The following is a 12806-nucleotide window of genomic DNA, read 5'->3' on the forward strand; positions in this document are numbered from 1 at the left end:
CATGAACCCATATATAGAAATAGCAGGTAGAAAAATAGGACAGGATTTTCCGCCTTTAGTAATAGCCGAAATAGGAATCAATCATGAAGGTTCTTTACAAACAGCAAAAGAAATGGTCGATGCGGCATACAGAGCAGGGGTGGAAGTGGTAAAGCACCAGACTCATATTGTTGCGGATGAGATGAGTGGTGCGGCAAAAAAAGTGATACCCGGAAATGCCGATGTTTCAATCTATGAAATTATGGAGCGTTGTGCCTTAAATGAAGCAGAAGAGCTGGAGCTTAAAAAGTATGTGGAAAGTAAAGGAATGATTTTTATTTCCACACCGTTTTCAAGAGCTGCCGCCGAAAGACTGAAGAAATTTGACATACCGGCCTATAAGATCGGATCGGGCGAATGTAATAATTATCCGCTGCTGGAACATATCGCTTCTTTTGGGAAACCGGTAATTCTAAGCACCGGAATGAATACGATAGAAAGTATTCAGAAAGCCGTAGCCATTTTTGATAAACACAACGTGCCGGTAGCTTTACTGCACACCACAAATTTATATCCGACTCCGGTACATTTAGTACGTTTCGGTGCGATGATGGAAATGCACAAGGCTTTCCCGGATAAAGTGTTCGGATTAAGCGACCATACCTTAAACAACAATGCCTGTCTGGGAGCAGTTGCACTGGGAGCGTCCGTTTTGGAAAGACACTTCACAGACCACATGAACCGGACCGGACCGGATATCGTGTGTAGTATGGACGAACAAAACTGCCATAACCTGATTGTCGATGCGGCAGAAATGGCGTTGATGCGGGGAGGAACAAAAAAACCGGCAGCAGAAGAGCAGGTCACTATCGATTTTGCCTTTGCAACCGTATGCAGTATTGCGCCTATACAAAAAGGAACAATCTTTACAAAAGATAATATATGGGTAAAACGTCCCGGAACAGGTAAGATATTAGCGGAACATTTTGATAATATCATCGGTAAAAAAGCAAGTCGTGACATCGAAAACGATGCACAGCTGGTTTGGGAAGATATCGTATAATATAGCGGAATCATGAAGAAAATTGTATTTCTGACCGGTACAAGAGCCGACTTTGGTAAAATTAAATCACTGATCCGGATACTGGAAAAGCATGAACATTTTACACCTTACATTTTTGTCACCGGCATGCACCTGCAGCAGGAATACGGATATACCTTAATTGAAATTGAACGCTGTGGTTTCCGTAATATACATGCCTTTGAAAACCATACGCATGAAACAACCATGGACCTCACACTCGCTAAAACGATTGAAGGATTATCGGCCTATGTGAAAAGTGTAACGCCCGATATGATCATCATTCACGGCGACCGGGTGGAAGCACTGGCAGGTGCCATTGTGGGCTCACTAAACAATATTCTGGTGGCGCATATTGAAGGTGGTGAAGTTTCCGGTACGATTGATGAATTGATCCGGCATTCCACCAGTAAAATGAGTCATGTACATTTTGTATCCAATGAAACAGCCAAAAAAAGACTGATCCAGATGGGAGAATTATCAGAATCTGTATTTACAATCGGATCGCCGGACGTAGACATAATGTTCTCCGACCAGCTTCCGGACCTGGAAACAGCAAAACAATACTATGCTATCGATTTTGATGCGTATGCCGTCGCCATGTTTCATCCCATCACAACAGAATTTAAAAATATGGAAGAGTATGCCAACGATTTTGTGGCAACTTTATTAGCAGACAAACACAATTTTGTGGTTATTTATCCCAATAACGATCTGGGTAGTGCGGCCATATTGAAAGCTTACAAACAATTGGAAGGAAATCCCCGTTTTCGTGTTTTCCCATCCCTTCGCTTTGAGTATTTTTTAACCTTATTAAAAAATGCCCGCTTTATTATAGGAAACAGCAGTGCCGGAATCAGAGAAGCACCTTACTACGGATTGCCGATTATCAATATTGGCAGCCGCCAAAAGAACAGATCCGTCAATACAGATATTATAAATGTTGATCATACCAAAGAAGCAATACTAAATGCGTTACAGGAAATTGAAAAGCATGAAGTAAAAAACAGCTATAATGATTTCGGAACAGGAAATAGTGCAACATTATTTTTAGAATCCTTGGAGAATAGTGATATTTGGGAATTAAATCATCAGAAACAGTTTAGAGATATATAACTGAAAAAAGATTCAGCTAAATGCCAAACAATAAGATTTTTATATTGCTGCCGGATGGTATCGGATTGCGTAATTTCGCCTATTCTAAATTTTATGAACTGGGAATCACGCAGGGATATGACGTGGTTTTCTGGAACAATACCCCGTTTCAGTTATCGGATTTGGGTTTTAAGGACATTCCGATACAAAATCCGAAAACAAACAAGCAGACAGAAATATATAAAAATGCACGGAAACAAATCGAGCTGAACCTCAATAAAAAGAAATTTCAGGATGCGGTTTACGATACCTATCGTTTTCCGTATGCCTATAAAAATATAAAAACAGCGGCAAAAAGTATACTGACGCAACTATTAGCTGTTAGTCATACGTCGGAAAAAGGATTGCAGAAAGTCCGGAATAAAATTAAAGAACAGGAAAAGAAAACGGCTTATTTTCAGGAATGTCTGGCCGTTTTGAAAAGAGAACAGCCGGCTATGGTTTTTTGTACCAATCAACGGCCGCTATTGGCAATTGCCCCGCTTTTGGCTGCTCAGGAATTAGGAATTCCTACGGCAACCTTTATTTTTTCCTGGGATAATTTACCCAAAGCTACGATGGTGGTGGAAACCGATACCTATTTTGTGTGGAGTGAATACATGAAAGAAGAACTGTTGCAATATTATCCATATATAAAAGCAGAAAATATTCATATAACCGGAACACCGCAATTTGAATCCCATTATGAAACCGATAGACTGGTTGCAAAAGAAACCTTTTTTAAACAGAATGGTTTGGATATAACCAGGCGTTACATCTGTTATTCCGGTGACGATGTGACCACCTGTCCCGATGATCCGCAATATCTGGACGATGTAGCGGCGGCAGTAAAACAAATGAATGAAGAAGGAGATGCCATCGGTATTTTATTCCGCAGGTGTCCGGTCGATTTTTCCGATCGGTTTGACAGCGTACTGACGCAATACAAAGACATCATTGTTCCGGTCAATCCGAAATGGGAGAAAAAAGGCGGCATGTGGAATACAATCCTGCCAACTCCGGAAGATGTAGACCTGCAAATGAATACCATTGCCCATACAGATATGGTTATTAACCTGGGCTCTTCAATGGTGTTTGATTATGCGGCACATGGAAAACCGTGCGCTTATATTAATTATGATGTTAAACATAAACGGATAGAAGACTGGTCCGTAAAAAAAATATACAACTATATTCACTTCCGATCAATGCCGGCTAAAGAATCGGTTATCTGGCTTGATAATAAAGATGAAATTAAAAGGAAAATTCAGCTTGCGTTAAAAGATAGTCGTCAAAATACTATAAAAGCAAAGGAATGGTTTCAGATTATCAATAAATTTCCACCGGATTCAGCTTCTGAAAATATATGGAATAGCATAAAAAAAATGGTATCGTAATGCACATTACTTTTTTAACACCCGAATATCCACATTCAAAAGTGCTCCACAGTGCAGGAATAGGCACGAGTATCAAAAATCTTGTTGCTGCATTAGTGAAAAAGGACATCAAGGTGTCTGTGGTTGTCTATGGACAATCAGAAGATGCAATAATTCAGGAAGACGGTGTTGAAATACATCTGGTAAAAAAGAGAAAATACAAATGGGCAACATGGTATTTTTACAGAAAGTACCTTCAGGACTATTTGAATGCATTGATCGTTAAAAATAAAGTAGACCTGGTTGAAGCACCGGACTGGACCGGCATCACTGCTTTTATGAACTTAAAAGCACCGTTAGTAATCCGGTTTCACGGAAGTGATACGTATTTCTGCCATCTGGAAAACAGAAAACAAAAACGTAAAAACTTCTGGTTTGAGAAACTGGCAATACAAAAAGCAAAAGCATTTATCGCACCTACTGCTTTTGCCGGAAAGTTAACGCAGCAACTTTTTAAAATCAGGAATAAAAAGATAGCAACTATCCATTACGGACTGGAAGTAGAAAAATTCAGGAATGATAATGCCGTACATGAAGAAAAAGGACTGCTGCTGTATATAGGAACGGTTATTCGCAAAAAAGGAGTGCTGGAACTGCCGGATATTATGAAAAGGGTAATTGCCAAAATGCCGGAAGCAAAGCTCATCCTGATTGGCGGTGACTCTTATGATGCAGCCACCGGAACGCAGTCAACCTGGCAGCTGATGCAGGAATTGATGGATGATAATGTGAAAAACAGCATTGAGTATCTGGGCAAAGTACCTTATCAGGAAGTCCGGGATTATATTCAAAAAGCACAGGTTTGTGTGTTTCCCACTTTTGCGGAAACCTTAGGAATGGTAACTATTGAATCCATGGCCATGAAAAAAGCGGTGGTGAACAGCAATATAGGCTGGGCTCAGGAGCTCATAATAGATGGCGAAAGCGGTTATCTGGTACATCCGGGGGAACATGAAACCTTTTCGTCCAAAATTTCAGACTTATTGGAAGACGATCAGCTAAGACAAAGAATAGGATTAAAAGCAGAAGAAAGAGTCTGCACTGTTTTTAATATTGATACTATTGTGGAACAGAATATTGCGTTTTATCAAAAAACAATTGGCAAGTGATTATAATCTGTCATCATAACAACAAAGTAGAAAGTATAATCGCATACGAAAGTTCAGCGTATCTTGACGTTTGTAATGAAAGTATTGCACAGAATATTGTCAGATTAGGCCGTTTATTTCCGGATGACTTATTATTTTGGTATCATAAAGATTGTCAGGAAGACATAAATTGGGAGGCATTGCCCGAACTGTTTAACCATAAAAAAATACTGCTTTCCTATGGAGGAACGACCAATTACATCCCTTCAGAAATAGGATATGTTGATGAAAGCCTATTTGTTAATCCCGATAAAGAAAGTGTATATCCAACCTGGCAGATGAGCAGCCTTGTTGGCGGAATTTATGGCGGAACATTAAACGCTTTGGAAGTCGATAAACTTATAGACACGAACTTTGATTATTTTTTGTGTTCCCTCGCAAAAATAGGAATGCCCCACGGTTTGTTGTGCTACAATGAACCTCAGTTATTGAAAAAAATAACGAATAGGCGTAGTGGAGAGGCCGGTATTTACTCGCTGTTCAAATTTGTAAAAGAACATTACAGAGCGCGTTGGATCCTTTTATTGTTTGTGAATCTGCTAATCTACGAAAGAAGATTCCCGGTATTGGCCTGCCTGTATACCGTGTTCTTTAAAAGGAAAAAACCGGATGTAAAACAGCTGGATAAAATCCAGATGGAATTAAAGACAAAAAGTAGGGTATCACATTCTTTAGATGTTATTATTCCTACTATTGGACGAAAAGTATTTTTATACGATGTTTTAAAGGACTTGTCAAAACAGACAATAATTCCCAAAAAAGTAATTATAGTAGAACAAAACCCGCTGGAAGGCAGTACGAGTGAATTGGATTACCTTGAAAAGGAATCATGGCCTTTTCAGATCAAACACCTGTTTACCCACCGGACCGGTGCATGCAATGCAAGGAATCAGGCGTTGCAACATGTTGAACAGGAATGGGTCTTTTTTGCAGATGACGATATCCGGTTTGAAAAAGATTTTTTAGAAACGGCCTTTAAACAAATTGAAAAAACAGGAAACCGCGCTTTTACAATATGCTGTTTGCGTAAAGGAGATAAACCGGTTTCGGCCAATATCTTTCAATGGACAACCTTTGGATCCGGCTGTAGTATTGTGAAAAGTGAAGCCATTGCAGATTTACGCTTTGACGATCGCTATGAACATGGTTTTGGAGAAGATACCGATTTTGGAATGCAATTAAGAAATAAAGGTTGTGATATCCTGTATTTGCCATCGCCCGAACTATTACATTTAAAAGCGCCCGTTGGCGGATTTAGAACGGAAGTAATGCTGGAATGGAATAACGACCGTATAAAACCAAAACCGTCGCCAACGGTAATGTTATTTAAGCTGCGTTACAATACAAAAGAACAGTTAAGAAGCTATAAAACAACCCTGTTCTTAAAATTTTATAAACATCAGGAACATAAACATCCGGTGAAATACTATAACAACTTTAAAAAAAGCTGGGAGCGAAGTATTTATTGGGCTAATATTTTAAGAGCGGGAAAATGAATTTTACATTAATAGTTTGTACCTATAAAAGAGCAAATCCTTTGCTGAAGCTCTTAAAATCAGTAGCGCATCAAACGCGTTATCCTGACGAGATTCTGATAATTGACGGTTCTCCGGATGAGGAGACCGAAAAGATCCTTGCAGCAAATAAATTTGAAAAGCTGCACTACTATAAAGTTCCGCCGGAGCATAGAGGACTTACGAAACAACGTAACTTTGGAATCAATAAAGTAGCGGAAAACAGTCAGGTAATTTGTTTTCTGGACGACGATACCATACTGGAAGAAAACTATTTTGAAGAATTAATCAGTATATATGCGGTATATCCCGAAGCTTTGGGCGTTGGCGGTTATATTACCAATGAAGTGAATTGGTCTGAAGTCCCGGAAAATTATAAACCGGCAAATAATGAATTCTGTTATGACGGATGGAAACGAAAAGAGAGCAGTAGGTTTATCCTGCGCAAAAAAATGGGACTGGACAGTAATGTTCCGCCAGGATTTTCTCCGGAGTTTTCACATGGAAGAAGTGTCAGTTTCTTACCGCCTTCAGGTAAGGTTTATCCGGCAGAACAACTTATGGGCGGAGTTTCCTCTTTTAAAAAAGAGATCTTTCAGAAAATCAGATTTTCCGATTATTTTGTAGGTTACGGCTTGTATGAAGATGCCGATTTTAGTTTAAGGCTTTCAAAGATTGGAAAATTATATATCAATACAAAGGCACGGCTGTCGCATCATCATCATGTTTCGGGGCGTCCCAATCAGTATCAGTACGGTAAAATGGTCGTTAGAAACGGATGGTACGTTTGGCGGATAGCAAACCCCAAACCGGATCTGTTGGCAAGATTCAAATGGAATGCAATAACACTGCTGCTAATTGCGATACGATTTAGTAATATATTTACAACGAATAACAAAAAAGAAGCAACTACCGAGGTGCTGGGCAGAATAACAGGATTGTTGAGCCTGCTGGTAAATAAACCAAAAAATAAATAATCGGAATTTAAAATCAGAGTAATAACCAATGAAATTAGCCCTTATAACACATGTTCCACATATCCATACGGATGAACGGTATTTTGCATACGGTCCCTATGTTAAGGAAATGAATATATGGTTTAAATATGTTGATGAAGTATTGCTCGTGGCACCCATGACAGAAGCACCGTTATCGGCTGTAGATTTGGCCTATAACCATGCTGCTGTTTCTTTTTTTCCGGTTCCGGCATTTTCATTATTGTCTGTAAAAGAGATTTTAAAAACAATGGTTTATTTGCCTCAGCTATTTTGGAGTACCTTCAAAGTAATGAAAAAGGCAGACCATATTCATTTGCGTTGTCCCGGAAATATGGGCTTAATCGGATGTTTGGTTCAAATTCTGTTTCCCAATAAGAGGAAAACCGCAAAATATGCTGGGAACTGGGATCCAAAAGCAAAACAACCCTGGAGTTATCGCTTGCAAAAATGGATTTTAAGCAATACCTTTTTAACCCGGAATATGAAAGTGCTGGTTTATGGTGAATGGCAGCATAGAAGCAAAAACATACTCCCGTTTTTTACGGCAACGTATCGGGAGCATGAAAAAGAAGCAATACAGCCAAGGGATTTGACAAAAACAATTACGTTTTTATTTGCCGGAACCTTATCAGAAGGAAAAAGAGCGCTGTATGCCGTACAATTAATAGAATCGCTGTATCATTCAGGACTGGATGTTGCCTTGAAAATATATGGAGAAGGAAAAGAAAGAACAGCAATTGAAAGCTATTTAGCTGCCGGTAAACTTCAGCATATCGTAACGTTACAGGGGAATCAAACTCAGGAAACGGTTAAAAAAGCATACCAAAACAATCATTTTTTAATATTACCTTCGCAAAGTGAAGGATGGCCTAAAGTTGTTGCAGAAGCCATGTTTTGGGGATGCGTCCCGATAGCAACAGCTGTTTCATGTGTTGCGAACATGCTGGATGATGGTAAAAGAGGACTGATCCTGACAATGAACAAGGAGACCGACAGTAAAAATATAATGACAGTAATCACAAATAATCAGGAGTATCAGCAAATGATAACCCAAGGTGTAAATTGGTCCAGACAGTATACCATTGATTATTTTGAAGCGGAAATAAAAAATATAGTTGCAGGGTAAGATGAAAAAAAAAGTGATTTTATTTAGTATTGTTAGCATTGGACTTTTAGCTATTGTAATTAATTACAGAACACCTTTTTTACAACCTCAAAGCGGACCCTGGTCTATTGGTTTTGGGCTGTCTGAAAAATTTCCCGATAAGATGCTGTTCGAAAAAAATATCCTGTATCCTTTAGAAAAATTAAAACAGCACAATGACAGCACCGCTTTCCTTGCTGATCCGTTTTTTATAAAAGAAAAAGACACCTTTTATCTGTTTTTTGAGCATAAAAAATACGCTCCCAATGCAGATATCGCCCTGCTGACCTCCGTTGACGGGGTTAATTATCAATATAAAGGAACAGTGTTAAAAGAGAAATTCCATTTGTCCTATCCTCAGGTTTTTAAATATAAAAACGATTATTATATGCTGCCCGAAGCCAAAAGATCGGGGCATGTATTGTTATACAAAGCAGCAAATTTTCCTTACGGATGGAAAGTTTGTGACACATTAATTAAAAACAGGGAATTGAAGGATCCTACAATTTATTTGTCGGATACATTAAATGTCATGGTTGCCTCAGATGATCACCTCAATATGTATATGTTTGAAGCAGATTCTTTACACGGGAAATGGAGAGCTCATAAGAAAGCAAAAGTGATGATGGGAACCGAAGCCAGAGCAGGAGGACGCTTTTTTGCTGATGAAAAAGGACTATTGTTACCGGTTCAGAATTCTACACAGGGTTACGGATACGGATTGTCCATCTATCGTTTCAATTTTAAAGGAGATAACTACACTGTTAAAAGAGAACTTCCCTTTTTTCTGAAACGAAATGAAACAATAAAAGAATTTAATGCCGGGATGCACCAGCTGGATATCCAGAAAGTAGACGGGAAATATTATTTCGTTTACGATGGAAACAGATTGGAAAGCGATGTTAAAGATTTGAATTTCAGAGGGCCGATTAAGTGGAACTATATTGATTTAAAAAATTGGTTTTACCAGCAACAATGCGAATACTTCAATTAATAGATAGTTTAGAACCCGGAGGAGCAGAAAAAATGGCGGTTAGCTATGCTAATGCACTTTTGGATATTAACTCTTTTTCGGCTTTGGTTACAACCCGTAAAGAAGGAGAACTAAAAAAAGAGTTAGCAGTAGCAGTAAAGTACCTCGCTCTAAACAGGAAATCAGTATTAGATATTAAGGCACTTTTCCGCTTGCGGAAATTTGTCAAGGAAAATAAGATAACGTTTGTTCAGGCACATAGTAGTTCCTTCTTTTTGGCGTTTCTGCTCAAATGTGTTTATCCGTCACTCAAAATTATTTGGCATGACCATTTTGGGAATAGTGAATTTTTACACAAGAGGGAAAATATAAACACCCTAAAAATAGCCTCACTTTTTTTCTATAGGATAATTGCCGTTAATGAAATTTTAGAGAAATGGGCAAAAGTAAACCTATACTGTAATAAAGTATTGTACCTGCCCAATTTTGTTGCTATCAATAAGAGTCCGGAAAAAATAAACCTGTATGGAATAAGCGGTAAAAGAATTCTTTGTCTGGCAAATTTCCGGAAACAAAAAAATCATTTAATGTTACTTGAAGTCGCCAGAAAAATTGTAATTTCTTTCCCCGATTGGACTTTTCATCTGGTAGGAAAAGATTTCCATGATGAATATTCGGCAGCTATTAACGATAAAATTATTTCAAATAATTTACAGCAAAATGTTTATACTTATGGTTCCGTAAATGCAATTGAGTCGGTTATAAACCAATCGACAATAGGTGTTTTGACATCTCTTTCTGAAGGACTGCCAGTCTCACTTTTGGAATATGGTTACTTAGGGTTACCGGTAGTTGTAACTGCTGTAGGCGAGATTCCAAAAATAATCAAAGAGAATAACGGTATTTTGATAAACTCAGAAGATGCAGTTTCCTTTGAAAAAGAGCTGACAAAGATCATTCAGGATGAAGAGCGAAGAAAAATAATTGGAACCAACTTGAAACAGGAAATCCATTTGAACTATTCTAAAAAGGTAGTTGTGGAAAAATATTTAAAATTTATCAGGCATGACAATTAATAACAATAACTATCTCAAACTGGTATTGATCCATATAGGTATTGGAGGTATTGTTTATTTTCTTCCATTCCTGGCGAAAATACTGACAATTTTAATTTTTGTATGCTCCGTTTTAATATTGATAAAAACCAGGAACAAAAATAATGAAGCACTTTATTTGGCGGCATATATTGTTGGTGTTGAGGTTTTTTTGAGAATGACCGGAGGAATGATTTTTAATGAATACGGGAAATACAGTGTAATGATATACATGTTAATCGGCATGGTGTATAGCGGTTTTTCCAAAAATGCGATTATTTACTGGCTTTTCATAGTATTACTGATACCCGGAATTGTCGTTTCTACCGTCACCCTTTCTTATGAAGCAAATCTGAGAAAAGCAATAGCCTTTAATATTTCGGGACCGGTATGTCTGGGTGTTGCTTCGGTATATTGCTATAGAAGGCAAATAACAAAGCAACAACTGCTGAATTTGCTGCCGGCTTTTTCATTGCCTATAGTAACAGTAATAACCTATCTTTTTTTATATACGCCTAGTATACGGGATGTGGTAACCGGAACCCAGTCTAACTTTGAAACCTCAGGTGGATTTGGACCTAATCAGGTATCCACAATTTTAGGATTAGGTACTTTTCTGTTTTTTACACAATTTTTACTGAATTCTCCTACCAGAAAAATTCAGATTATCAATATCTCATTAACGTTGTTAGCAGCCTATCGCGGGATCGTGACGTTTTCAAGAGGCGGGATGTTTACAGGTTGTGCGATGATTCTTTTACTCATTATCATCGTTTATTTTATGCTCAATAAAAATGGAAAAAGTAAAATGAGTGTCATCTTTATTTTTTCATTAGTGGCAACGCTGGGTGTCTGGACTTATAGCTCCTATCAGACCAGTGGTCTAATTGATAAGCGATATGCTAATGAAGATGCTTTAGGAAGACAAAAACAAAGTAAACTGTCGGGAAGAGAAGACCTTATTAAAACAGAGATTCAAATGTTTGTTGACCATCCTTTCTTAGGGATAGGTGTCGGGAAAAACAAAGAATACAGACAGGAGTTAACAGGGGTCGAATTAGCAACACACAACGAAATAACAAGAATGCTTGCCGAACACGGACTATTGGGAGTTATTGGTTTACTAATACTCTTTATAACACCTCTAACGCTGTATCTTGACAATAAACACCACTTCCTGTTGTTGTCCTTTTTCGCTTTCTGGCTGCTCACCATTAACCATGCGGCCATGCGAATGGCAGCACCGGCTTTTGTCTATGCACTAACGTTATTAAAAGTCTATCCGGATGAAAAAACTGTTGTACATAGGGAATAAACTGGCGGTTCACGGACATAATCCGACAACGGTAGATACCCTTTCGGTACTTTTTGCTAATGAAGGCTATCATGTTGTGAGTGCTTCCTCCCGAAACAATAAAGTAGTGCGCATTCTGGACATGCTGGCAACCTTATTCAGGCATGCTAAAACAACCGATTTTGTAATTATCGATACCTATAGCACTGCTAACTTCTGGTATGCTTTTCTGGTGAGCCAGTGCTGCAGAATTTTAAAATGCCGGTACATACCGTTTCTGCATGGCGGCAATCTGCCGGAAAGACTCAGTAAAAGTCCCCGGTGGTGCAGGATGATCTTCAATAATGCCTATAGAAACGTAGCACCATCGCTATATTTAAAGCAAATATTTGAAGATTTTAAAGTTCCCAATGTAAGCTATATCCCTAACGTTATCGAACTTAAGGAGTATGACTTTAAAGAACGAATCGGTTTGAAACCAAGGTTGCTTTGGGTAAGAGCTTTTGCGGATATCTATAACCCTAAAATGGCTGTAGCCGTCCTTAGTGAACTGCAAAAAAAATATCCGGAAGTATCGCTTTGTATGGTTGGGCCGGAAAAAGACGGAAGTTTAGCAGCAACAAAGCAATATGCGGAAGCAAAAAAAGTAACGGTTCAGTTTACCGGTAGGCTTACTAAAAAAGAATGGACCGGTTTGGCACCGGACTTTGATATTTTTATTTCAACAACACATTTTGATAACACACCGGTTAGCGTTCTGGAAGCAATGGCTTTAGGAATGCCGGTTGTTGCAACGAATGTTGGGGGGATACCATATTTGTTAACTCATGATATTGATGCTCAGTTGGTTGGCGATAATGCAGTAACGGAAATGACCGAAGCAATTGTTAAGCTGATCGAAAATCCTGATTTTGCCCGGGAGCAAACTAAAAATGCCTACCGGAAAATAATAGCATTTGATTGGACAGAAGTGAAAAAGCAATGGGATAACTTGCTTAATAATCATTAATA

The 12806-nt window shown here is 38.4% G+C and carries 11 protein-coding genes; all 11 read left to right on the top strand.

Annotated features, from left to right (window positions below; genetic code table 11):
- Position 1 precedes the first annotated feature (1 nt).
- From neuB to HW120_RS07260, 11 genes are read left to right on the top strand one after another with little or no spacing between them, the layout of a single operon-like run.
- Complete coding sequence (gene neuB / locus HW120_RS07210; protein ID WP_177732644.1) at positions 2-1042, top strand: N-acetylneuraminate synthase; 1041 nt, start codon at positions 2-4, stop codon at positions 1040-1042.
- A 12-nt stretch (positions 1043-1054) separates the two neighbouring features.
- Positions 1055-2176: a UDP-N-acetylglucosamine 2-epimerase gene (gene neuC, locus HW120_RS07215; protein WP_177732647.1), complete on the top strand. Its 1122-nt coding sequence runs from the start codon at positions 1055-1057 to the stop codon at positions 2174-2176.
- Between the two features lie 20 nt (positions 2177-2196).
- Positions 2197-3591, top strand: a complete 1395-nt coding sequence (locus HW120_RS07220; RefSeq protein ID WP_177732650.1) for a UDP-glycosyltransferase — start codon at positions 2197-2199, stop codon at positions 3589-3591.
- Positions 3591-4739: a glycosyltransferase family 4 protein gene (locus tag HW120_RS07225; RefSeq protein ID WP_177732652.1), complete on the top strand. Its 1149-nt coding sequence runs from the start codon at positions 3591-3593 to the stop codon at positions 4737-4739. Before HW120_RS07220 ends, HW120_RS07225 begins: the two co-directional genes overlap by 1 nt.
- A complete protein-coding gene (locus tag HW120_RS07230; protein WP_177732655.1) occupies positions 4736-6274 on the top strand; it encodes a glycosyltransferase family 2 protein in 1539 nt (512 codons plus the stop codon). The genes HW120_RS07225 and HW120_RS07230 overlap by 4 nt, the downstream gene beginning before the upstream one ends.
- Complete coding sequence (locus HW120_RS07235) at positions 6271-7269, top strand: glycosyltransferase family 2 protein (protein WP_177732658.1); 999 nt, start codon at positions 6271-6273, stop codon at positions 7267-7269. Before HW120_RS07230 ends, HW120_RS07235 begins: the two co-directional genes overlap by 4 nt.
- Positions 7270-7297: 28 nt before the next feature.
- The gene (locus HW120_RS07240; RefSeq protein WP_177732661.1) at positions 7298-8416 is read left to right on the top strand and encodes a glycosyltransferase family 4 protein; all 1119 of its coding nucleotides are present in this window, start codon (positions 7298-7300) and stop codon (positions 8414-8416) included.
- A 1-nt stretch (position 8417) separates the two neighbouring features.
- The gene (locus tag HW120_RS07245; RefSeq protein WP_177732664.1) at positions 8418-9428 is read left to right on the top strand and encodes a glucosamine inositolphosphorylceramide transferase family protein; all 1011 of its coding nucleotides are present in this window, start codon (positions 8418-8420) and stop codon (positions 9426-9428) included.
- Complete coding sequence (locus HW120_RS07250) at positions 9410-10483, top strand: glycosyltransferase family 4 protein (RefSeq protein WP_177732666.1); 1074 nt, start codon at positions 9410-9412, stop codon at positions 10481-10483. The genes HW120_RS07245 and HW120_RS07250 overlap by 19 nt, the downstream gene beginning before the upstream one ends.
- Positions 10473-11816 carry an O-antigen ligase family protein gene (locus HW120_RS07255; RefSeq protein ID WP_177732669.1) on the top strand — a complete coding sequence of 448 codons (1344 nt, stop codon included), beginning with the start codon at positions 10473-10475 and terminating at the stop codon, positions 11814-11816. Before HW120_RS07250 ends, HW120_RS07255 begins: the two co-directional genes overlap by 11 nt.
- Entirely contained in the window at positions 11788-12804 is a 1017-nt protein-coding gene (locus tag HW120_RS07260; RefSeq protein ID WP_177732672.1) for a glycosyltransferase family 4 protein, read from the top strand. Before HW120_RS07255 ends, HW120_RS07260 begins: the two co-directional genes overlap by 29 nt.
- The last annotated feature ends 2 nt before the right edge of the window (positions 12805-12806 follow it).

Origin of the sequence: Flavobacterium inviolabile (assembly GCF_013389455.1) — a bacterium.
Classification (GTDB): domain Bacteria; phylum Bacteroidota; class Bacteroidia; order Flavobacteriales; family Flavobacteriaceae; genus Flavobacterium; species Flavobacterium inviolabile.

Coding starts and splice junctions, on each gene's coding strand:
- neuB (WP_177732644.1), top strand. CDS start 2: ATGAACCCATATATAGAAATAGCAGGTAGAAAAATAGGACAGGATTTT.
- neuC (WP_177732647.1), top strand. CDS start 1,055: ATGAAGAAAATTGTATTTCTGACCGGTACAAGAGCCGACTTTGGTAAA.
- HW120_RS07220 (WP_177732650.1), top strand. CDS start 2,197: ATGCCAAACAATAAGATTTTTATATTGCTGCCGGATGGTATCGGATTG.
- HW120_RS07225 (WP_177732652.1), top strand. CDS start 3,591: ATGCACATTACTTTTTTAACACCCGAATATCCACATTCAAAAGTGCTC.
- HW120_RS07235 (WP_177732658.1), top strand. CDS start 6,271: ATGAATTTTACATTAATAGTTTGTACCTATAAAAGAGCAAATCCTTTG.
- HW120_RS07240 (WP_177732661.1), top strand. CDS start 7,298: ATGAAATTAGCCCTTATAACACATGTTCCACATATCCATACGGATGAA.
- HW120_RS07245 (WP_177732664.1), top strand. CDS start 8,418: ATGAAAAAAAAAGTGATTTTATTTAGTATTGTTAGCATTGGACTTTTA.
- HW120_RS07250 (WP_177732666.1), top strand. CDS start 9,410: ATGCGAATACTTCAATTAATAGATAGTTTAGAACCCGGAGGAGCAGAA.
- HW120_RS07255 (WP_177732669.1), top strand. CDS start 10,473: ATGACAATTAATAACAATAACTATCTCAAACTGGTATTGATCCATATA.
- HW120_RS07260 (WP_177732672.1), top strand. CDS start 11,788: ATGAAAAAACTGTTGTACATAGGGAATAAACTGGCGGTTCACGGACAT.